Genomic DNA, 18,570 nt, shown 5'->3' on the forward strand with positions numbered 1-18,570 from the left:
TCGTCATTGTATCATGTATATTTTAGGTTTACAATGTATCATTTCACATAATAATAGGTATAAATTAAGGTATTATAACTAAAAATTATAAGAGAAAAAGGATACCACTTTTTAAGTAGTATCCTTTTAGTATTTATGCTTATCGTTTTATATTCAGACGGCAAAAAAGAGTCTATATAAAATTATATAGAATATTTATTCTCGAATCATCTAAAATATTTATTTCGTAACACCTCTTGTTGTCGCTCCTCAGTGAAGAATATTTCTTCTAAACATAAACCCTGAGCAGGTGCAGTTTTCCCTATAACACGGCGGTCCTTAGCTACTAAGTACCCTTTAATGTCCTCCACCTTACGGCGACCAAGTCCGACATCTACGAGTAATCCCGCAATATTACGCACCATATGGTATAAGAACCCATCACCGACCACAGAAATCGTTACGTGAGCCCCCTTTGCCTCAACATGGATTCCCAGGATTGTTTTTACAGGATCCGCAGGGGTTGAATTCGTTCCCTTTAGGGTTGTAAAGTCATGCGTACCTACTAGTTCATTACCTGCAGCCTGCATCCGATCAATATCTAAGGGCTTTTTCACATTCCAATGATACCGCTGCGTCAAAGGATCTGCAATGAGCTGATTATGAATCGTATATACATACTCTTTACCGTATATATTCCACCGTGGCTTCCAATCTAGCGGAATTTCTTCCGCTTCTAGAACGACTATATCCTTAGGAATATGAGCTATCATAGCACGAGGAATATTTTCTACTGGTATAGTGCCCGACGTTTGAAATGTACAAACTTGAAATTTAGCATGCACCCCCGCATCAGTACGAGAGGCACCATAAATTTGAATGGGTTCATTACAAATACGTGATAAACCATATTCCAAACAACCTTGTACCGTTAACCCCTTATCATTAGGTTGCTTTTGATAACCTGCTAAATCTGTACCATCATAAGCCACTATGATCCGTATATTTCTCATAAATCTAACCACCACAATGCGACAAGTACAATAGTTACCAAAACAACAGCGCCAACACCAATATAATCGACATAAGTAACTTGTAATTCCTTCATACGCGTACGGTTGACACCACCTCTATAGCAACGCGCTTCCATAGCGATAGCTAATTCATCGGCCCGTCGAAACGCACTGATAAATAATGGCACTAAAAGTGGCACCATGTTTTTCGCTCGTTGAATAATAGAGCCTGTCACAAAGTCTGCACCACGAGCAGATTGTGCTTTCATAATACGATCTGTCTCATCCAATAAGGTAGGAATGAAACGCAACGCAATAGTCATCATCATGGCTAGTTCATGAGCAGGAACACCTATGCGACGGAACGGATTGAGCAAGTGCTCGATGCCATCAGTTAAGCGAATCGGTGATGTGGTATAGGTCAACAATGAAGAGAACAAGATTAAGAAGATTAATCGTGCCGCCATTTGAAGGCCCATTGCCACGCCATGATCTGTAATATTAATAATTCCCCATTGGAAAATTGGATTACCTGGCGTCGTAAAAATATGAATACCCATGGTAAATACGATGATAATCCAAAGCGGTTTAATGGCAGACCACATCAGGCGTAATGGCAAACGCGATAATAGCATTGCAAAGATGGTGAAACCACCTACTATGCCATAGGCTAGTGGAGAATTTGCCAAGAAGATAGCCACTACGAAGATGGTAGTAGCAATAATCTTTGCTCGCGGATCCATGCGATGCAAGAAGGAATTCCCTGGGAAGTATTGACCAATAGTAATGTTATTTAACATGGCTACCTCCCTCTAGAATTGCTTGTACCGCATCATCTACAGACAGTACGCGATTAGACACATCAAGGCCTTGTTCACGCAAATATTCCATGGTAACAGACACTGGTGGAACATCTACACCGACAGCCTGTAACTCATCACGATGATTATTAAAGATGTCCATCGGTTCACCATCGAGGACGACACGACCTTTATCGAGTACTACAAGACGGGAAGCCATGCGAGAAATATCTTCCATATTGTGAGATACAAGAATTACAGTTATACCCTTTTCCTTATGAAGGCGAATGATTTCTTCAAAGATTTCTTCCCGACCAAATGGATCAAGTCCGGCAGACGGTTCATCAAGCACCAGGAAGTCTGGGTTCATAGCCACTACACCAGCAATAGCAACGCGGCGCATTTGACCACCAGATAAATGAAAGGGAGATCGTTCTGCATATATATCGTAATCGAGCCCTACGAACTTCATCGCATCTCGCACACGCTCGTCTACGTCATCAGCACTAAGCCCTAAATTTTTAGGACCAAAGGCGATATCCTGAGCAATGGTTTCTTCAAACAATTGGTGCTCTGGGTATTGGAATACCATACCAACCTTATGGCGCATTTTTTTAGCTTCCTCTGTGGAGGCGCTAATATCTACACCATTGACCGTAACGGTACCAGTTGTAGGATGTAATAGACCATTTAGATGCTGTACAAAGGTAGATTTACCGGAGCCAGTATGACCGATAACACCTAAAAACTCCCCATTTTCAATGGTAAGAGATACACCACGAAGTGCAGTCTTTTCAAAAGGAGTACCCATGCCGTAAGTATATGTAATATTATCTAATACGATCGCCATTAGTGGGTTCCCTCCCCTCTTGGAGCATCTGTTGAGTGTATAGCGGATAATTGCTTGCCTAACTTTGAGCCTTTAAGGCCCTTTGCTAACTCTTCATTATTAATGATACTCTTACCCACTTCATAACCTTTAGCATTCAATTTGAAAGCAATCTCAGAGGCTACCGGTACATCGAGGCCCAGCCCTTTTAAAGTATCTACATGGCTAAAAATTTCACGAGGCGTACCATCATGTAATTTCACACCATTTTTCATCACCACAACTCGGTCTGCCGTAACAGCTTCCTCCATGAAGTGCGTGATATATACAATCGTAATGCCCTCTTCCTTATTGAGCTTGTGAACCGTTTCAAGCACTTCGCGGCGACCTTTTGGATCGAGCATCGCTGTTGGTTCATCAAGAACGATACAATCAGGCTTCATCGCTAATACACCTGCGATAGCAATACGTTGTTTTTGTCCGCCCGATAATAAATGGGGACCATGTTCTCTATATTCGGTCATATTAACAGCGGCTAACGCTGCATCGACACGTTGTCTAATTTCTGCACTAGGAATACCTAAGTTTTCTGGACCAAAGGCAACGTCCTCCTCTACAACGGCCGCTACGATTTGGTTATCAGGATTTTGGAATACCATTCCTACATGTTGGCGAATATTCCAAATATGCGCTTCATCCCGCGTATCAAAGCCACATACATTGATATGACCTTCACTAGGTTGTAATAACACATTAAAATGCTTGGCAAGCGTACTTTTACCACTGCCATTAGTGCCAATGATACAAACAAATTCACCACGCTTAATGGATAGATTCACATCATCCAAGGCACGTACATCATTGCCGTTTTCATCAGTATAAATATGACTCATATGATTGACCTCAATCATAATGTCTTGTTCATTCATGGATAACCTCATATCTTTCTAGTCAATTTCGTTTCTATGAAAGTAGAACCATTTGCATCATCTATCATACTCATGTTGTGCATAATCCCCATATTTCAATTTATCCTATTTAATAGAACTTGAATTTAATAATGTCTTAGATATTATGCAAAAGGTTGACAATACATATTCATCCTTTACGATAACTGCTAACATATTACGATATTATACTAGTCGATTGTACCATAAAATTGACAATAAAAAAACGGTGCTGCAACATAAGTTACAACACCGTATGAGTTTGATTAAACTAACTCGATAATAGCCAAAGGTGCAGCGTCACCTTTGCGAAGACCAGTTTTGATTACACGAGTGTAACCACCTTGACGGTCTGCATATTTTGGAGCAATTGTATCAAACAATTTTTTTACTACACTTTCATCCATGAGGTATGCAAGAACTTGGCGACGTGCATGAAGATCACCACGTTTAGCCAAAGTTACCATTTGATCAGCTAAAGAACGAAGTTCTTTCGCTTTAGCTTCAGTCGTTTCAATACGCTCATATTGGAAGAAAGATGTTAACATGCTACGGAACAACGCTTTACGAGCGGAGCTGTCGCGGCCTAATTTTCTGTACATTCGTCTTCCTCCTTATTCGCCTTTTTGTTTAAGTTGAAAACCACCTGGATGATTATTGAGTTTTTCCTCAATTTCATCGATAGATTTTTTACCTAAGTTGCGAACTTTTCCTAAGTCATCAATGGTTTTGTCTAGCAAGTCTGCAATTGTATTAATGCCAGCACGTTTCAAGCAGTTATACGCACGAACAGAGAGTTCCAACTCATCGATGGAAATCTTTGCTGGGCCGTCATCTACAGCTGGTTCTTCATTATCGGAACCTACTGGATCTATAACGATACCGCCTTCACCAGTGTTTACATCTACAACATCTGCAGAATGCGCTAATTTAGTGAAGTTCCCTAAATAACCAATCATAATGGCAGCAGATTTTGCCACTGCATCAGCAGCAGTAATGGAGCCATCAGTCCAAACTTCTAATGTAAGTTTGTCGAAGTCCATTTCATTGCCTACACGAACATCACTCACTTCGTATTTAGCACGAAGAATTGGAGAGAAGATGGAATCGATTGGAATACAACCAATAACATCAGTATCTTTTTTATTCTTCGTTGAAGGAACATAGCCTTTACCTCGTTCGATTACTACGTCCATTACGAGATGAGCTGTCTCATCCATTGTCGCAATCACGAGTTCAGGATTCAATACTTCTACCTCTGGTGGGAATTGTTCAGCCAAATCAGCAGCTGTCAATATTCCATCCTTTTGGAAGTCAAAATGAACTTCCAAAGGTAATTGTGCTTCTTCTTCAACTTTGATGCACAATTGCTTTAAGTTAAGGATGATATCCGTAACGTCTTCGCGAATACCAGGAATAGTAGAGAATTCATGAAGAACTCCATCAATTTTGATAGAGGTGATAGCTGCCCCATCCAAGGATGAAAGCAAAATTCTGCGTAAGCTATTACCGAGAGTGATACCATAACCACGATCTAATGGTTCACATACGAACTTACCATAACGACCGCCATCGGCGATGTCCACTTTCTCGATTTTAAGTTTCTTTTCTTCGCTCATCAGGAACATCCTCCTATATAACACACGTTCATAGTTAATTATAGCACCGTATCATATCGGTCGCTATAAATTATACACGACGGCGTTTTGGAGGGCGACAACCATTGTGAGGAATTGGAGTTACGTCTTTAATGGAAGTAACTTCAAGACCTGCAGCTTGTAAAGCACGGATTGCAGCTTCACGGCCGGATCCAGGACCTTTTACGAATACTTCAACAGTGCGAAGGCCATGTTCCATTGCAGCTTTAGCAGCTTGTTCAGCAGCCATTTGAGCAGCAAATGGAGTGGATTTACGAGAACCACGGAAGCCCAAGCCACCAGCGGAAGCCCAAGACAACGCATTACCGTTTGTATCTGTCAAAGTTACGATAGTGTTATTGAATGTAGAACGAATATGAGCCGCACCGGATTCAATATGTTTCTTTTCTTTTCTTTTAGTTCTAACAACTTTTTTAGCCACGCTTTATCCCTCCTTTATCTTATTTCTTTTTACCAGCAATTGCTTTTCTAGGACCTTTGCGAGTACGTGCATTCGTTTTAGTACGTTGACCACGAAGTGGTAAACCCATACGATGACGTTTGCCTCGATAGGAGTTGATTTCAATTAAGCGTTTAATGTTAAGAGCTTCTTCACGACGAAGGTCACCTTCTACTTTGTAATCAGCATCTAACAATTCACGGATTTTCGCTACTTCATCTTCAGAAAGATCGCGAACGCGTGTGTCAGGATTGATGCCAGTTTTAGCAATAATTTCAGATGCTAAAGTCGGACCAATACCATAAATATAAGTTAAACCAATTTCCACTCGTTTATCACGAGGTAAATCTACACCGGCGATACGTGCCATCTAATCATCCACCTCCTATCAGATTATCCTTGTTTTTGTTTATGTTTTGGATTTTCGCAAATAACCATTACACGGCCTTTGCGTTTAATGATTTTACATTTTTCGCATATCTTTTTAACTGATGGTTGAACCTTCATTAGTACCTCCTTTGTGGACCCTATGCTTATTTAAAGCGATAGGTGATGCGACCACGATTTAAGTCATACGGTGTCAGTTCCATAGTAACTTTATCACCAGGAAGAATACGGATAAAATTCATACGCATTTTACCTGACACATGAGCCAATACGATATGACCATTTTCCAATTCAACTTGGAACATGGCATTCGGTAATGCCTCAACGACCGTACCTTCCACCTCAATAACGTCTTCTTTTGACATATCTTTTCCTCCGGTTACCTGTTTATTTAATTAACCGCGGTTCTTCCCGCATAGTTAATATTTCAGGGCCGTTTTCTGTAACAACCACTGTATGTTCGAAATGAGCAGCAGGTTTACCATCTACTGTAACTGCTGTCCAGTCATCCCCTAATACACGAACACGGTGAGTACCTAATGTAATCATCGGTTCAATACACAATACCATACCTGGTTTCATAAGAGGTCCTTGATCAGGACTACCATAGTTTGGTATTTGCGGATCTTCATGCATTTCGCGGCCTAAACCATGACCTACGAAGTCGCGTACGACACCGTAACCATGTTTCTCACAATACGTTTGAACAGCGTGACCGATAGCACCAATACGGTTACCGACTTTCACTTGTTCAATTCCCTTGAACAGACTTTCCTCTGTAACTTTTAACAATTTCATCACATCGGGTTTGACGTGACCGATAGGAATCGTCACAGCCGAATCGCCGTGATATCCATCAATAGATGATACGAGATCAATACTGAGGACATCGCCGTTTTTAAGCTTACGCTTAGCGCTCGGAATACCATGAACGACTTCTTCGTTAATAGAAGCACAGATTGTAGCGGGGAATCCATAGTACCCTTTACAACTTGGTATACCACCGTGGCTGCGAATATATTCTTCGGCAATTGTATCTAACTCAAGCGTCGTGATGCCAGGTTTAGCCTTTTTTACTAACAAGGACAACGTGTCTGCTGTAAGCTTACTTGCCTTGCGGATACATTCAATCTCATGGGGCGATTTTAAAATAATCATAGATTATTTCTCCAACGCCTTAATGATGTCAGCAAATACTGCGTCTACATCTTGTAAACCATTAATTTCTTGATATAATCCGCTATTGCGATAGTAATCAATTAACGGTTTAGTAGATTCTTCGTACACAGCTAGACGTTTCTGTACTGTTTCAGGGTTATCATCAGCACGATTTTCTAGAACAGCTCGTTCGCTAATACGTTTAACCAATTCCTCGGAAGGAACGTTTAAGTTAAGTACAGCGTCCAAAGAAATTCCTAATTCTTTAAGGATTGCATCCAAGGATACAGCTTGCGCTGTAGTTCTTGGAAATCCATCAAGAATAAATCCAGATTTGCAGTCATCTTTCACCAAGCGATCACGTACGATACCAACAGTTACACTGTCTGGTACCAATTGACCAGCATCGATGTATTTCTTAGCCTCAACTCCAAGAGGTGTTTCGTTCTTAATCGCAGCGCGGAACATATCACCTGTTGAAATTTGGGGAATACCGTATTTTTCAATAAGTCGAGCTGCCTGAGTGCCTTTACCTGCACCAGGAGGTCCCATTAATAAAATATACATATCGTTTCCCTCCTATTTCACAAAGCCTTTATAGTGGCGTGTTACCATGAGCGACTCAATTTGTTGCATTGTATCAAGTGCTACACCTACAACGATAAGAAGAGCCGTACCACCAAAGTATACGCCTTGGACGCCGGTTATACTACCGAGGAAATTCGGTATAATAGCAACGACAGCTAAGAATACAGCGCCAGCCAAAGTGATCTTGGTCATCACGTTATCCACATAATCAGCAGTTGGTTTACCCGCACGAATACCTGGGATAAAACCACCGTATTTTTTCATATTATCTGCCATATCTGTAATGTTGATAGAGATTGCAGTATAGAAATACGTAAAGATAAAGATCAATATCGCATACAATGCCGTTTGTAACGGCGTCCCCCATGTAAATAAATCAGCAGCTTTATGAACAAATTCATTGTCAATAAATTGTGCAATTGTTACAGGGAACATCAACACAGATGACGCAAAGATAATTGGGATTACACCTGCCTGATTGACTTTCAACGGCAAGAATGTAGAGTGACCACCGTACATTTTACGCCCTACTACGCGTTTTGCGTATTGGATAGGAATGCGACGTTGGCCTTGTGTAACTGCCACTACGACAGCGATCATCGCAAGTGCAATTACAGCAAATAAGAATGCTTGGAACATGTTAATGGTTCCGTTTTGGATATATTGATAAATAGTTTCGAGACCATCTGGCAATCGAGCTACGATACCAGCAAAGATGATCAAGGAAATACCATTACCTATACCATATGCTGTGATTTGCTCACCAATCCACATCAACAAACATGTGCCTGCTGTGAGGATGATGGCCACAACGAATACGCTAAGGAAATCATTATTTACCAAAGCGTTGTTTGCTCTAAGAGCAAATGCCATACCAGCGGCTTGTACAAAGCCAAGGACTACGGTGCCATAACGAGTTACCTTCGCTATTTTCTTACGCCCGTCTTCACCATCTTTACTCCATGCTTCAAACTGAGGAACTACAGACTGAAGCAGTTGCATGATGATGGAAGCATTAATGTAAGGGGTAATACTCATCGCAAAGATAGAGAACTTACTTAGCGCACCACCAGCAAACAAGTCTAATAGACCAAATAGGTTACCGGATGTAAACAAGGATTCGATAACAGATGCATCTACACCTGGTACTGGGATGTGAATGCCGGCTCTAAACACAGCAAACATCATCAATGTGTACAAGATCTTGTTACGTAACTCAGTAATCTTAAAGATGTTCGAGAGGCTATCTAGCACCCTAGATCACCTCAACTTTTCCGCCTGCTGCTGTGATTTTTTCTTCAGCAGCTTTAGTGAAGCCATTAGCGATAACAGTCAAGTTTTTAGTTTCCAATGTACCGTTACCTAAAATACGAATACCATCGCGTACATTTTTCAAAATGCCAGCTTCAATAAGAGCTACTGGATCAACTGTTGCACCATCTTCAAAGCGATTTAATTGTGCTACGTTAACTTCAGCATATTGTTTAGCAAAAACGCTGTTGTTGAAACCGCGTTTTGGTAAACGACGATAAAGAGGCATTTGGCCGCCTTCAAAACCGGAGCGAACGCCACCGCCAGAACGGGAGTTTTGACCTTTTTGACCACGACCAGATGTTTTACCCAAGCCAGAACCTAAACCACGGCCTACACGAGTACGAGTTTTTTTAGAACCAGCTGCTGGTTGTAATTCATGAAGTTTCATTCAGTGCACCTCCTTATCAGTATTAAACTTCTTCAACTTTTACTAAATGTCTAACTTTATGAAGCATACCTTCGATTTGAGGTGTTACTTCTTTTACGACTTGAGAATTAGTTTTTTTCAAGCCCAAAGCTTTAACTGTCGCGCGTTGATCTTCAGGACGACCGATTAAGCTTCTTGTTAATGTTACTTTAACTTGTGCCATTTCTTGTCTCCTTATTACGCGTTATAGATTTCTTCAACGGTTTTACCACGAAGCTCTGCAACTTCGCTAGCGCGTTTCAAATCTTTCAAACCTTCGATTGTAGCGCGAACCATATTATTAGGGTTAGAAGAGCCCAAAGATTTAGTCAAGATGTTACGAACACCTACTAATTCCAATACGGCACGAACAGGGCCACCAGCGATAACGCCAGTACCTTCAGCAGCTGGTTTCAAGAATACGCGGCCTGCACCGAATACGCCTGTTACGCTGTGAGGGATTGTACCATTTTTAATAGCTACGTTTACAATATTTTTCTTAGCATCATCGATACCTTTGCGAATTGCTTCTGGTACTTCCGCTGCTTTACCTAAGCCAACGCCTACATAACCGTTGCCATCACCAACAACTACAAGAGCGCTGAAGGAAAAACGACGACCGCCTTTAACTACTTTGGCTACGCGGTTGATGAATACTACTCTTTCTTTAAGATCAAGACTGGTGTAGTCAATTCTCGCCATGTCTATAGTTCCTCCTTCTTAGAATTTTAAGCCTGCTTCACGAGCACCTTCTGCAAGGGCTGCTACGCGGCCGTGGTAAATGTAACCACCACGGTCAAACACTACAGTGTCAATGCCTTTAGCGATAGCTTTTTTAGCAACTGCTTCACCAACAGCTTTAGCAGCAGCTACGTTACCACCATAGGATAAGTTCAAATCTTTATCTAAAGAGCTAGCAGCAACCAAAGTTGTACCTGCTACGTCATCGATTACTTGTGCGTAAATGTTGCTCAAAGAACGGTAAACGTTCAAACGTGGGCAAGTTGCCGTACCAGAGATGTGACGGCGAATACGAAGATGACGTTTTGCTCGAGCGATATTTCTACTAGATTTACGAGGCAAGATATTCACTCCTTTCATTCATATAGATGATATTACTATTTACCTTTTGCACCAGCTTTACCAGCTTTGCGACGAACAACTTCGCCTTCATAGCGGATACCTTTACCTTTGTAAGGTTCAGGTTTTCTCCATTTACGGATATCAGCTGCTACTGCACCTACAACTTCTTTGTCTGCACCAGACACAACGATTTTGTTAGGAGCTGGAACGTCGATTGTAATACCAGCTGGAGCTTCCATTTCTACTGGATGAGAGAAGCCAAGTGTAAGAGCTAATTTATTGCCTTGTTTAGCCGCTCTGTAACCAACACCGTTGATTTCAAGAGTTTTTGTAAATCCTTCAGATACGCCTGTTACCATATTAGCAACAAGAGCGCGAGTCAAACCGTGAAGGGAACGATGATTTTTATCGTCGGAAGGACGAGTTACTGTGATTGTGTTACCTTCTACAGTGATATTCATATCTGGATGCAAATCGCGAGATAATTCACCTTTAGGGCCTTTTACGTTCATATGATGGTTATCATATGTAACAGTAACGCCTGCAGGGATCTCGATAGGCATTCTACCGATACGTGACATTATTTCTACCTCCTATTGCTACTATTACCAAACGTATGCGATTACTTCGCCACCAAGACCTTCTTTACGAGCTTGTTTGTCGCTCATAACGCCTTTGGACGTAGAAATAACTGCGATACCCAAACCACCAAGTACACGAGGAAGTTCTTCCTTTTTCGCGTAAACACGTAAACCTGGTTTGGAAATACGTTTAATTCCTGTAATAACTTTCTCGTTATTGGAACCATATTTCAAAGTTACTTTTAAAGTGTTTTCTTCTTTTTCAACGTTCTTTACAAAGCCTTCTTGTAAAAGGATGTCAAGAACGGCTGCTTTCATTCTAGATGCAGGAATGTTTACCGTTTCATGAAGTGCAGCGTTTGCATTACGGATGCGCGTAAGCATATCCGCGATAGGATCGGTCATTACCATAATCTAAAAACCTCCTCTCGTCTAATATTACCAGCTGGCTTTTTTAACACCAGGAATTTGTCCTTTGTACGCCAATTCACGGAACGCAATACGGCTGATACCGAATTTACGCATATAGCCGTGAGGACGACCAGTTAAGTTGCAACGGTTGTGCAAGCGTGTTGGGGATGCATTTGCTGGTAATTTGGATAAGCCTTCATAATCACCTGCTGCTTTTAACGCTTCACGTTTAGCTGCATATTTTTCAACGATTTTAGCGCGTTTCTTTTCGCGTTCAATCATAGATTTTTTAGCCATCTATATGTTCCTCCTATTATTTTTCAAAAGGCATACCGAATTGAGTCAACAATTCACGAGCTTCTTCATCTGTCTTAGCACTTGTTACGATAATGATGTCCATACCAGTAACACGTTCTACCTGATCATATTCGATTTCAGGGAAGATGAGCTGTTCTTTAAGACCCAAAGCGTAGTTACCACGGCCATCGAATGCAGTAGCGCTGATACCGCGGAAGTCACGTACACGAGGTAATGCCGCATTGATCAATCTATCAAGGAATTCATACATGCGTTCGCCACGAAGAGTAACTTTTGTACCCAACGCCATGCCTTCACGAACTTTGAAGTTCGCAATGGATTTTTTAGCTTTTGTGATGACAGGTTTTTGACCAGCAATGATAGTCAAATCATTAACTGCTGCTTCCAATGCTTTTGCATTGCCCACTGCATCACCTACGCCGATGTTGATAACGATTTTTTCCAATTTAGGAATTTCCATTACATTGCCGTATTGGAATTTTTCTTGCATACTCTTTTTGATTTCAGAGTTGTATTGTTCAAACAAACGAGACATTTATGTAGCTCCTCCTTTCCTGATTATTTAAGTACTGTACCGGATTTAACAGTAGCGCGAACGAATTTACCGTCCTTGCCTTCTACCTTTTTGATACGAGTAGCTGTTTTAGTTTCTGGGTCAACAACCATTACGTTAGAAACATGAATGCCAGCTTCTTTAGTAACGATGCCGCCTTGTGGGTTAGCTTGGGAAGGTTTTGTGTGACGTTTTACAGTGTTAACGCCTTCAACAAATACGCGTTCTTTTTTAGGTTCAGTTGCGATAACTGTACCTTGCTTACCTTTATCTTTACCGGAGATAACAACAACTGTATCGCCTTTTTTGATTTGTAGCTTAGCCATATGCTGCGTTCCTCCTTCTTATAATACTTCTGGAGCCAAAGAAACGATTTTCATGAAATCTTTTTCACGAAGTTCTCTAGCTACAGGTCCAAAGATACGAGTACCACGAGGGGTCTTGTCATCTTTAATAACTACTGCTGCGTTTTCATCGAAACGAATATAGGAACCGTCTTGACGGCGGATACCTTTTTTAGAACGAACAATAACAGCTTTAACTACGTCGCCTTTCTTGACAACGCCACCGGGTGATGCATCTTTTACAGAAGCAACGATTACGTCACCGATATTGCCGAATTTGCGATAAGAACCGCCCATGACTTGGATGCACATAATACGTTTAGCACCAGTGTTGTCGGCAACATTCAAAATTGTTTGTTGCTGGATCATCGTCTATTCCTCCTTACATCACTCTTATTTTTGTCTTTCAAGAATTTCAACAACTCTCCAACATTTATCTTTAGAAAGTGGACGAGTTTCTACAATTTTAACTGTATCGCCAATTTGACACTCATTATTTTCATCATGAGCTTTGAAGCGTTTTGTGCTAACCATTGGCTTGTTATATAATGCGTGAGGTACTTTACGTTCAACAGCAACAACAACAGTTTTGTCCATTTTGTCGCTAACAACTTTACCTACGCGGACTTTACGTACGTTTCTTTCTTCTGCCACGATTTTAAGCCTCCTTTTCAAACTTTAACAAATCTGTTATTATGCGTTTTCAGATTTAAGTTCAACTTCACGTTGTACAGTTTTAATACGAGCGATTGTCTTCTTAACTTCACGAATGCGCATAGGATTTTCTAATTGACCTGTTGCAAGCTGAAAACGGAGGTTAAATAACTCTTCCTTAAGACCGGAAACTTTTTGTTCCATTTCGGCAGCGCTCATATTGCGAATGTCATTAACCTTCATTTACGTCACCACCCAATTCTTTACCCTTAACAACAAATTTGCATTTGATTGGAAGTTTATGGCTTGCAAGACGCATAGCTTCACGAGCTGTAGCTTCTGGCACACCGTCCATTTCAAACATTACACGACCTGGTTTAACCACTGCTACCCAGTATTCAGGAGAACCTTTACCGGAACCCATACGAGTACCAGCTGGTTTAGCTGTGATTGGTTTGTCAGGGAAAATTTTAATCCATACTTTACCACCACGTTTGATATAACGAGTCATAGCAATACGGGCAGCTTCGATTTGACGGTTAGTGATCCAAGATGGTTCGCATGCTACCAAGCCGAACTCACCATGAGACACTGTATTACCGCGCATAGCACGACCTTTCATACGGCCGCGGAATTGCTTACGATGTTTTACGCGCTTTGGAATAAGCATTACTTGCCACCTTCTTCCTTCTTAGCAGGTGCTTGTTTTGCTTCTGGCAAAACTTCACCTTTGTAAATCCATACTTTAATGCCGATACAACCATATGTTGTATGAGCTTCAGCAGTACCGTAGTCGATGTCTGCACGAAGTGTATGCAAAGGAATAGAACCTTCACGATAGGATTCGCTACGAGCGATTTCAGCACCGCCAAGACGACCGCTTACCATGATTTTAATACCTTTTGCACCTAAGCGCATTGTACGACCTACAGCTTGTTTCATTGCACGGCGGAAGCCGATACGACGTTCCAATTGGCCCGCAATGTTTTCAGCAACTAATGTTGCATCCATGTCTGCTTGTTTAATTTCTGCAATGTTAACGTCCACTTGTTTATCAGTGAAACGAGTCATTGCTTTTTTGATATCTTCGATACCAGCACCACCACGACCGATAACCATACCTGGTTTCGCAGTGTGGATAGTCAATTTAATACGTTTATTTGTACGCTCGATTTCAATGCGGGAAATACCAGCAATGAAAAGGGTTTCTTTCAAGAAGTTACGAATTTTTACGTCTTCATGAAGATTAGCAGCGAAATCTTTATCTGCATACCATTTTGCGTCCCAATCTTTTACGATACCGACACGCAAACCGTGTGGATTAACTTTTTGACCCACTCTGTTTCCCTCCTTCTTAAGCTCTTTCTTTAACTACTACTGTTACGTGGCTAGTACGTTTCAAAATTTTGAAAGCTTGACCACGGGAACGAGGATGAATGCGTTTTAATGTAGGGCCTTGATCAACGAAGATCTCGGATACGTAAAGATTGTCAACATTCATATCGAAATTATGTTCAGCGTTTGCGATTGCAGAACGCATAACTTTTTCTACTACATCAGCGCCAACTTTCGGAGTGAACTTCAAGATGGCAAATGCTTCGCCGATGTTTTTACCGCGCACTAAATCTGCAACGATACGGATTTTACGAGGCGCGATTCGGATATGTCTAGCGATTGCTTTTGCTTCCATGTATTATTTCCTCCTATTTTTTGCCTGTAGATTTTTCGTCCTTACCATGACCTCTATAAGTACGTGTAGGAGCGAACTCACCTAATTTATGACCTACCATATCTTCTGTAATGAATACAGGTACATGTTTGCGACCATCATGCACAGCAATTGTGTGGCCTACAAAACTTGGGATAATAGTAGAGGCACGGGACCAGGTTTTTACAACTTTCTTTTCGTTAGTTTCGTTTAAAGCTTCAACTTTCTTAAGCAAATGATCTGCTACGAAAGGGCCTTTTTTAATAGATCTGGACACTATTTTATCTCCTTTCCTTTATCCTATTTTGTACGACGTTTAATGATTAAGCTGTTAGAAGCTTTTTTCTTGTCGCGAGTTTTAACACCATGTGCTGGTTTGCCCCAAGGTGTAACAGGATGTTTACGACCAACAGGAGATTTACCTTCACCACCACCATGTGGATGGTCACAAGGGTTCATTACAACACCACGGTTGCCAGGGCGAACACCCATCCAACGATGACGACCAGCTTTACCGATTACAAGGTTACTGTGGTCAGCGTTACCAACAACACCAATTGTTGCACGGCACTCTTGACGAACACGACGCATTTCACCAGATGGTAAACGAAGAATAGCGTAGCCATTATCTTTACCCATCAATTGAGCAGATGTACCAGCGGAACGAACGATTTGACCACCTTTACCGATTTTCAATTCGATATTGTGGATTTGTGTACCGTCTGGAATATTAGCCAATGGTAAACAGTTACCAGGTTTAATATCAGACTCAGGACCGGAGAATACAACGTCACCAACTTTTAGACCGTTAGGAGCTAAAATGTAGCGTTTTTCACCATCAGCGTAGTTAAGCAAAGCGATACGAGAAGAACGGTTAGGATCATACTCAATTGTTGCTACTTTAGCTGGAATATTATCTTTAGTACGTTTGAAGTCAATAATACGGTATTGACGTTTGTGACCGCCACCTTGGTGACGAACTGTCATTTTACCAGTATTGTTACGACCACCTTTTTGAGAAATCTTAGCGAGCAAGGATTTTTCTGGTTTGCTTGCTGTGATTTCGTCGAAGGCGGATACTGTCATAAACCGGCGACCAGCGGAGTACGGTTTAAATGATTTAATTGCCATTAGTGGGCCTCCTTACAACTAGACTCTTAGACACCTTCAAAGAATTCAATGGATTCGCCAGCTTTTAAGGTTACGATAGCTTTTTTATAATCGCTACGTTTACCTTGTGTACGACCCATGCGTTTAGTCTTACCTAAAACACGAATAGTAGCTACTTTTTCTACTTTTACATTGAAGATTTTTTCAACTGCTTGACGGATTTGCACTTTATTTGCAGTCAAAGGCACACGGAAAGTGTATTTGCCTTCTTCCATAAGCATAGTGGATTTTTCGGTAATAACCGGGCGGATTAGTACATCATGTAATTGCATTATCCGAGCACCTCCTCGATTTTTGCGACAGCGCCTTTAGTAATGAAGAGCTTATCGTAATGAAGAAGATCGAAAATGTTCATACCTTCGCAAGCCAAAGCTTTAACACCTTGGATATTACGAGCGGAACGTTCAACATTTACATCACCTTCAGTGATGAACAATACTTTTGCATCACCAACGTTGAAGCTGTTAATAATGTTCAACACTTCTTTTGTTTTAGGAGCTGCTAATGTGATTTCTTCCAAAACGTATAATTCGCTATTATTCACTTTATCGCTAAGAGCAGATTTAACTGCTAAACGTCTAGCCTTACGAGGCATAGCTTTGTAATAGCTGCGAGGTTGTGGACCAAATGTAGTACCACCACCGATCCAGATTGGGGAACGGCTGGAGCCTGCACGAGCACGGCCAGTACCTTTTTGTTTCCAAGGTTTGCGGCCACCGCCACGAACCATACCTCTAGTTTTTGTTGCATGTGTGCCGAGACGTTCGTTAGACAATTGACGAACTACGGCTTGATGCATTACGGCTTCGTTAACTTCAACGCCGAATACTGCATCGTTTAACTGTATTTCACCGACTTTAACGCCGGATTGATTATATGTTGCTACTGTAGGCATTACATAATCCTCCTTTCGACAAATGATTATTTAACAGGTTTAACCGTGTTGCGAACCATAACCAAGCTACCTTTAGCGCCTGGGATACCACCTTTAACCAATAAAAGGTTACGTTCAGCATCAACTTTCACAACGGATAAGCGTTGTACGGTAACTCTGTAACCACCCATTTGTCCAGGGAGTTTTTTACCTTTGTATACCTTACCGCCGCCACCGGAGATCATAGGACCGATGGAACCAGGTTCACGGTGAGATTTAGAACCATGAGTTTCAGGACCACGGGAGAAGTTATGGCGTTTAATTGTGCCAGCAAAACCCTTACCTTTACCTGTACCCACTACGTCCACCAATTCACCTTCTGCGAAGATATCAGCTGCCAGAGTTTGGCCTACTGTGTAGTCAGCTGCATTAGCTACGCGAACTTCGCGAAGATATTTCACTGGAGCTACGCCAGCTTTGTCGAACTGACCTTTTACAGGTTTTGTTAAATGTTTTTCTTTAATGGAACCGTAACCAATTTGTACTGCTTCGTAGCCGTCTGTTTCTACAGTCTTTACGCGCACTACAACGCTTGGGGTAGTTTCCACTACTGTTACAGGAACTAATTGGCCTTCAGCTGTGAAGACTTGTGTCATTCCTAATTTTTTACCCAAAATAGCTTTAGACATTATCGCACCTCCTTATAGTTTTATTTCAATAGATACACCAGCTGGTAAATCTAAACGAGTGATAGCATCTACTGTTTTCGAATTTGGTTCAAGAATATCGATTAAGCGTTTATGTGTACGCATTTCGAATTGTTCACGAGAATCTTTGTTTACGTGTACAGAACGAAGAATTGTGAAGATATTCTTTTCTGTTGGCAATGGAATCGGACCAGATACCATAGCGCCATTTCTTTTTGCAGTGTCTACGATCTTAGCAGCGCTTTGATCGAGAGCTTTGTGGTCGTATGCCTTAAGGCGAATACGGATTTTTTGCTGTTTAGCCATTATTAATAATTCCTCCTGTCGTCCATTTCGTGAATGGGCTGCTCCATAGAAATTCTCCTCCGCAGAGGCAACCTTCTACTTCATAGTTTAAAAACACAACACGAGAGCGGCATTATCTGCCGCTCTGAGTGCTGCATGTATTGTGCTCAACGCATTCTACGATGAGCATAAAAGGTTAAATTAACCTTCGATTTCTGTTACTACGCCAGCGCCTACTGTATGGCCACCTTCGCGGATCGCGAAGCGAAGACCTTCTTCGATAGCGATTGGAGTAATCAATTCGATTTCCATTGTTACGTTATCGCCAGGCATACACATTTCTACACCTTCAGGAAGGTTTACA

34 protein-coding genes and 1 pseudogene are annotated in these 18,570 nt (G+C 41.4%); all 35 read right to left on the minus strand.

The window, feature by feature from the left end; all coding sequences use genetic code 11:
- Positions 1 to 206: 206 nt before the first annotated feature.
- On the minus strand, positions 207 to 992 hold the full coding sequence (gene truA, locus KHY58_RS09585) for a tRNA pseudouridine(38-40) synthase TruA (RefSeq protein ID WP_058948082.1): 786 nt from the start codon (positions 990 to 992) through the stop codon (positions 207 to 209).
- Positions 989 to 1,792: an energy-coupling factor transporter transmembrane component T family protein gene (locus tag KHY58_RS09590; RefSeq protein WP_008602525.1), complete on the minus strand. Its 804-nt coding sequence runs from the start codon at positions 1,790 to 1,792 to the stop codon at positions 989 to 991. Before KHY58_RS09590 ends, truA begins: the two co-directional genes overlap by 4 nt.
- Complete coding sequence (locus KHY58_RS09595) at positions 1,782 to 2,642, minus strand: energy-coupling factor transporter ATPase (RefSeq protein WP_215676337.1); 861 nt, start codon at positions 2,640 to 2,642, stop codon at positions 1,782 to 1,784. The genes KHY58_RS09590 and KHY58_RS09595 overlap by 11 nt, the downstream gene beginning before the upstream one ends.
- A complete protein-coding gene (locus KHY58_RS09600) occupies positions 2,642 to 3,550 on the minus strand; it encodes an energy-coupling factor transporter ATPase (RefSeq protein WP_004695158.1) in 909 nt (302 codons plus the stop codon). Before KHY58_RS09600 ends, KHY58_RS09595 begins: the two co-directional genes overlap by 1 nt.
- Positions 3,551 to 3,834: 284 nt before the next feature.
- Complete coding sequence (gene rplQ, locus KHY58_RS09605; RefSeq protein WP_004695155.1) at positions 3,835 to 4,170, minus strand: 50S ribosomal protein L17; 336 nt, start codon at positions 4,168 to 4,170, stop codon at positions 3,835 to 3,837.
- Between the two features lie 12 nt (positions 4,171 to 4,182).
- Complete coding sequence (locus KHY58_RS09610) at positions 4,183 to 5,187, minus strand: DNA-directed RNA polymerase subunit alpha (RefSeq protein ID WP_004695153.1); 1,005 nt, start codon at positions 5,185 to 5,187, stop codon at positions 4,183 to 4,185.
- Positions 5,188 to 5,257: 70 nt separating this feature from the next.
- Entirely contained in the window at positions 5,258 to 5,647 is a 390-nt protein-coding gene (gene rpsK / locus KHY58_RS09615) for a 30S ribosomal protein S11 (protein ID WP_004695151.1), read from the minus strand.
- Between the two features lie 19 nt (positions 5,648 to 5,666).
- Positions 5,667 to 6,035, minus strand: a complete 369-nt coding sequence (gene rpsM, locus KHY58_RS09620; RefSeq protein WP_004695149.1) for a 30S ribosomal protein S13 — start codon at positions 6,033 to 6,035, stop codon at positions 5,667 to 5,669.
- Between the two features lie 23 nt (positions 6,036 to 6,058).
- Positions 6,059 to 6,172: a 50S ribosomal protein L36 gene (rpmJ, locus tag KHY58_RS09625; protein ID WP_004695148.1), complete on the minus strand. Its 114-nt coding sequence runs from the start codon at positions 6,170 to 6,172 to the stop codon at positions 6,059 to 6,061.
- A 26-nt stretch (positions 6,173 to 6,198) separates the two neighbouring features.
- Positions 6,199 to 6,417, minus strand: a complete 219-nt coding sequence (gene infA / locus KHY58_RS09630) for a translation initiation factor IF-1 (protein ID WP_004695147.1) — start codon at positions 6,415 to 6,417, stop codon at positions 6,199 to 6,201.
- Positions 6,418 to 6,439: 22 nt separating this feature from the next.
- Complete coding sequence (gene map / locus KHY58_RS09635; RefSeq protein WP_004695146.1) at positions 6,440 to 7,210, minus strand: type I methionyl aminopeptidase; 771 nt, start codon at positions 7,208 to 7,210, stop codon at positions 6,440 to 6,442.
- A 3-nt stretch (positions 7,211 to 7,213) separates the two neighbouring features.
- Positions 7,214 to 7,777 (minus strand): adenylate kinase, encoded by a 564-nt coding sequence (locus KHY58_RS09640; protein ID WP_004695145.1) that lies wholly within the window; start codon positions 7,775 to 7,777, stop codon positions 7,214 to 7,216.
- Between the two features lie 12 nt (positions 7,778 to 7,789).
- On the minus strand, positions 7,790 to 9,052 hold the full coding sequence (gene secY, locus KHY58_RS09645; RefSeq protein WP_004695143.1) for a preprotein translocase subunit SecY: 1,263 nt from the start codon (positions 9,050 to 9,052) through the stop codon (positions 7,790 to 7,792).
- Position 9,053: 1 nt separating this feature from the next.
- Entirely contained in the window at positions 9,054 to 9,500 is a 447-nt protein-coding gene (rplO, locus tag KHY58_RS09650) for a 50S ribosomal protein L15 (RefSeq protein ID WP_004695141.1), read from the minus strand.
- A gap of 22 nt (positions 9,501 to 9,522) precedes the next feature.
- Positions 9,523 to 9,702 (minus strand): 50S ribosomal protein L30, encoded by a 180-nt coding sequence (gene rpmD / locus KHY58_RS09655; protein ID WP_004695138.1) that lies wholly within the window; start codon positions 9,700 to 9,702, stop codon positions 9,523 to 9,525.
- A gap of 14 nt (positions 9,703 to 9,716) precedes the next feature.
- Positions 9,717 to 10,220 (minus strand): 30S ribosomal protein S5, encoded by a 504-nt coding sequence (rpsE, locus tag KHY58_RS09660; RefSeq protein WP_004695136.1) that lies wholly within the window; start codon positions 10,218 to 10,220, stop codon positions 9,717 to 9,719.
- Between the two features lie 18 nt (positions 10,221 to 10,238).
- Positions 10,239 to 10,619 carry a 50S ribosomal protein L18 gene (rplR, locus tag KHY58_RS09665; RefSeq protein WP_005385510.1) on the minus strand — a complete coding sequence of 127 codons (381 nt, stop codon included), beginning with the start codon at positions 10,617 to 10,619 and terminating at the stop codon, positions 10,239 to 10,241.
- 17 nt (positions 10,620 to 10,636) lie between these two features.
- The gene (rplF, locus tag KHY58_RS09670; RefSeq protein ID WP_004695131.1) at positions 10,637 to 11,182 is read right to left on the minus strand and encodes a 50S ribosomal protein L6; all 546 of its coding nucleotides are present in this window, start codon (positions 11,180 to 11,182) and stop codon (positions 10,637 to 10,639) included.
- Positions 11,183 to 11,206: 24 nt separating this feature from the next.
- Positions 11,207 to 11,593, minus strand: a complete 387-nt coding sequence (gene rpsH, locus KHY58_RS09675; RefSeq protein ID WP_004695128.1) for a 30S ribosomal protein S8 — start codon at positions 11,591 to 11,593, stop codon at positions 11,207 to 11,209.
- A gap of 27 nt (positions 11,594 to 11,620) precedes the next feature.
- A complete protein-coding gene (rpsN, locus tag KHY58_RS09680) occupies positions 11,621 to 11,890 on the minus strand; it encodes a 30S ribosomal protein S14 (RefSeq protein WP_004695122.1) in 270 nt (89 codons plus the stop codon).
- A 16-nt stretch (positions 11,891 to 11,906) separates the two neighbouring features.
- Positions 11,907 to 12,446 (minus strand): 50S ribosomal protein L5, encoded by a 540-nt coding sequence (rplE, locus tag KHY58_RS09685; RefSeq protein WP_004695119.1) that lies wholly within the window; start codon positions 12,444 to 12,446, stop codon positions 11,907 to 11,909.
- Positions 12,447 to 12,469: 23 nt separating this feature from the next.
- The gene (gene rplX, locus KHY58_RS09690) at positions 12,470 to 12,790 is read right to left on the minus strand and encodes a 50S ribosomal protein L24 (protein ID WP_004695118.1); all 321 of its coding nucleotides are present in this window, start codon (positions 12,788 to 12,790) and stop codon (positions 12,470 to 12,472) included.
- Positions 12,791 to 12,808: 18 nt separating this feature from the next.
- Positions 12,809 to 13,177: a 50S ribosomal protein L14 gene (gene rplN / locus KHY58_RS09695; RefSeq protein WP_004695117.1), complete on the minus strand. Its 369-nt coding sequence runs from the start codon at positions 13,175 to 13,177 to the stop codon at positions 12,809 to 12,811.
- Positions 13,178 to 13,201: 24 nt separating this feature from the next.
- Positions 13,202 to 13,462, minus strand: a complete 261-nt coding sequence (gene rpsQ / locus KHY58_RS09700; RefSeq protein WP_004695116.1) for a 30S ribosomal protein S17 — start codon at positions 13,460 to 13,462, stop codon at positions 13,202 to 13,204.
- A 39-nt stretch (positions 13,463 to 13,501) separates the two neighbouring features.
- Positions 13,502 to 13,705, minus strand: a complete 204-nt coding sequence (gene rpmC / locus KHY58_RS09705) for a 50S ribosomal protein L29 (RefSeq protein ID WP_004695115.1) — start codon at positions 13,703 to 13,705, stop codon at positions 13,502 to 13,504.
- On the minus strand, positions 13,695 to 14,132 hold the full coding sequence (gene rplP, locus KHY58_RS09710) for a 50S ribosomal protein L16 (RefSeq protein ID WP_004695114.1): 438 nt from the start codon (positions 14,130 to 14,132) through the stop codon (positions 13,695 to 13,697). The genes rpmC and rplP overlap by 11 nt, the downstream gene beginning before the upstream one ends.
- On the minus strand, positions 14,132 to 14,800 hold the full coding sequence (gene rpsC / locus KHY58_RS09715; RefSeq protein WP_004695113.1) for a 30S ribosomal protein S3: 669 nt from the start codon (positions 14,798 to 14,800) through the stop codon (positions 14,132 to 14,134). The genes rplP and rpsC overlap by 1 nt, the downstream gene beginning before the upstream one ends.
- 16 nt (positions 14,801 to 14,816) lie before the next feature.
- The gene (gene rplV, locus KHY58_RS09720) at positions 14,817 to 15,152 is read right to left on the minus strand and encodes a 50S ribosomal protein L22 (RefSeq protein ID WP_004695112.1); all 336 of its coding nucleotides are present in this window, start codon (positions 15,150 to 15,152) and stop codon (positions 14,817 to 14,819) included.
- Positions 15,153 to 15,165: 13 nt separating this feature from the next.
- Positions 15,166 to 15,447 (minus strand): 30S ribosomal protein S19, encoded by a 282-nt coding sequence (gene rpsS, locus KHY58_RS09725; RefSeq protein ID WP_004695110.1) that lies wholly within the window; start codon positions 15,445 to 15,447, stop codon positions 15,166 to 15,168.
- Positions 15,448 to 15,470: 23 nt separating this feature from the next.
- Complete coding sequence (rplB, locus tag KHY58_RS09730) at positions 15,471 to 16,301, minus strand: 50S ribosomal protein L2 (protein WP_004695109.1); 831 nt, start codon at positions 16,299 to 16,301, stop codon at positions 15,471 to 15,473.
- A gap of 26 nt (positions 16,302 to 16,327) precedes the next feature.
- Entirely contained in the window at positions 16,328 to 16,612 is a 285-nt protein-coding gene (rplW, locus tag KHY58_RS09735) for a 50S ribosomal protein L23 (protein WP_004695108.1), read from the minus strand.
- A complete protein-coding gene (gene rplD, locus KHY58_RS09740; protein WP_004695105.1) occupies positions 16,612 to 17,235 on the minus strand; it encodes a 50S ribosomal protein L4 in 624 nt (207 codons plus the stop codon). The genes rplW and rplD overlap by 1 nt, the downstream gene beginning before the upstream one ends.
- A gap of 26 nt (positions 17,236 to 17,261) precedes the next feature.
- Positions 17,262 to 17,903, minus strand: coding sequence for a 50S ribosomal protein L3 (gene rplC / locus KHY58_RS09745; RefSeq protein ID WP_004695102.1), 642 nt, complete (start codon positions 17,901 to 17,903; stop codon positions 17,262 to 17,264).
- 12 nt (positions 17,904 to 17,915) lie between these two features.
- The gene (gene rpsJ / locus KHY58_RS09750; RefSeq protein ID WP_004695100.1) at positions 17,916 to 18,227 is read right to left on the minus strand and encodes a 30S ribosomal protein S10; all 312 of its coding nucleotides are present in this window, start codon (positions 18,225 to 18,227) and stop codon (positions 17,916 to 17,918) included.
- 180 nt (positions 18,228 to 18,407) lie between these two features.
- Positions 18,408 to 18,570: pseudogene (gene tuf, locus KHY58_RS09755) on the minus strand (elongation factor Tu); the annotation flags it as partial.

It is taken from the genome of Veillonella parvula, assembly GCF_018366295.1.
Taxonomy (GTDB): Bacteria; Bacillota; Negativicutes; order Veillonellales; family Veillonellaceae; genus Veillonella; species Veillonella parvula_P.

Excerpts from the sequence above, each read along its gene's own strand:
- KHY58_RS09595 (WP_215676337.1), bottom strand. The coding sequence starts at position 2,642 with ATGGCGATCGTATTAGATAATATTACATATACTTACGGCATGGGTACT.
- rplO (WP_004695141.1), bottom strand. The coding sequence starts at position 9,500 with ATGAAACTTCATGAATTACAACCAGCAGCTGGTTCTAAAAAAACTCGT.
- rplP (WP_004695114.1), bottom strand. The coding sequence starts at position 14,132 with ATGCTTATTCCAAAGCGCGTAAAACATCGTAAGCAATTCCGCGGCCGT.
- infA (WP_004695147.1), bottom strand. The coding sequence starts at position 6,417 with ATGTCAAAAGAAGACGTTATTGAGGTGGAAGGTACGGTCGTTGAGGCA.
- rplD (WP_004695105.1), bottom strand. The coding sequence starts at position 17,235 with ATGCCTACAGTAGCAACATATAATCAATCCGGCGTTAAAGTCGGTGAA.
- rpsN (WP_004695122.1), bottom strand. The coding sequence starts at position 11,890 with ATGGCTAAAAAATCTATGATTGAACGCGAAAAGAAACGCGCTAAAATC.
- rpmC (WP_004695115.1), bottom strand. The coding sequence starts at position 13,705 with ATGAAGGTTAATGACATTCGCAATATGAGCGCTGCCGAAATGGAACAA.
- rpmJ (WP_004695148.1), bottom strand. The coding sequence starts at position 6,172 with ATGAAGGTTCAACCATCAGTTAAAAAGATATGCGAAAAATGTAAAATC.
- rplQ (WP_004695155.1), bottom strand. The coding sequence starts at position 4,170 with ATGTACAGAAAATTAGGCCGCGACAGCTCCGCTCGTAAAGCGTTGTTC.
- rplC (WP_004695102.1), bottom strand. The coding sequence starts at position 17,903 with ATGTCTAAAGCTATTTTGGGTAAAAAATTAGGAATGACACAAGTCTTC.
- rpsM (WP_004695149.1), bottom strand. The coding sequence starts at position 6,035 with ATGGCACGTATCGCCGGTGTAGATTTACCTCGTGATAAACGAGTGGAA.
- rpsJ (WP_004695100.1), bottom strand. The coding sequence starts at position 18,227 with ATGGCTAAACAGCAAAAAATCCGTATTCGCCTTAAGGCATACGACCAC.
- rplF (WP_004695131.1), bottom strand. The coding sequence starts at position 11,182 with ATGTCACGTATCGGTAGAATGCCTATCGAGATCCCTGCAGGCGTTACT.
- KHY58_RS09600 (WP_004695158.1), bottom strand. The coding sequence starts at position 3,550 with ATGAATGAACAAGACATTATGATTGAGGTCAATCATATGAGTCATATT.
- KHY58_RS09610 (WP_004695153.1), bottom strand. The coding sequence starts at position 5,187 with ATGAGCGAAGAAAAGAAACTTAAAATCGAGAAAGTGGACATCGCCGAT.
- rplX (WP_004695118.1), bottom strand. The coding sequence starts at position 12,790 with ATGGCTAAGCTACAAATCAAAAAAGGCGATACAGTTGTTGTTATCTCC.
- rpmD (WP_004695138.1), bottom strand. The coding sequence starts at position 9,702 with ATGGCACAAGTTAAAGTAACATTAACAAGAAGCTTAATCGGTCGTCCT.
- map (WP_004695146.1), bottom strand. The coding sequence starts at position 7,210 with ATGATTATTTTAAAATCGCCCCATGAGATTGAATGTATCCGCAAGGCA.
- rplB (WP_004695109.1), bottom strand. The coding sequence starts at position 16,301 with ATGGCAATTAAATCATTTAAACCGTACTCCGCTGGTCGCCGGTTTATG.
- truA (WP_058948082.1), bottom strand. The coding sequence starts at position 992 with ATGAGAAATATACGGATCATAGTGGCTTATGATGGTACAGATTTAGCA.
- rplR (WP_005385510.1), bottom strand. The coding sequence starts at position 10,619 with ATGAAAGGAGTGAATATCTTGCCTCGTAAATCTAGTAGAAATATCGCT.
- rplE (WP_004695119.1), bottom strand. The coding sequence starts at position 12,446 with ATGTCTCGTTTGTTTGAACAATACAACTCTGAAATCAAAAAGAGTATG.
- rplW (WP_004695108.1), bottom strand. The coding sequence starts at position 16,612 with ATGCAATTACATGATGTACTAATCCGCCCGGTTATTACCGAAAAATCC.
- rplN (WP_004695117.1), bottom strand. The coding sequence starts at position 13,177 with ATGATCCAGCAACAAACAATTTTGAATGTTGCCGACAACACTGGTGCT.
- rplV (WP_004695112.1), bottom strand. The coding sequence starts at position 15,152 with ATGGAAGCAAAAGCAATCGCTAGACATATCCGAATCGCGCCTCGTAAA.
- KHY58_RS09590 (WP_008602525.1), bottom strand. The coding sequence starts at position 1,792 with ATGTTAAATAACATTACTATTGGTCAATACTTCCCAGGGAATTCCTTC.
- KHY58_RS09640 (WP_004695145.1), bottom strand. The coding sequence starts at position 7,777 with ATGTATATTTTATTAATGGGACCTCCTGGTGCAGGTAAAGGCACTCAG.
- rpsE (WP_004695136.1), bottom strand. The coding sequence starts at position 10,220 with ATGGCGAGAATTGACTACACCAGTCTTGATCTTAAAGAAAGAGTAGTA.
- rpsH (WP_004695128.1), bottom strand. The coding sequence starts at position 11,593 with ATGGTAATGACCGATCCTATCGCGGATATGCTTACGCGCATCCGTAAT.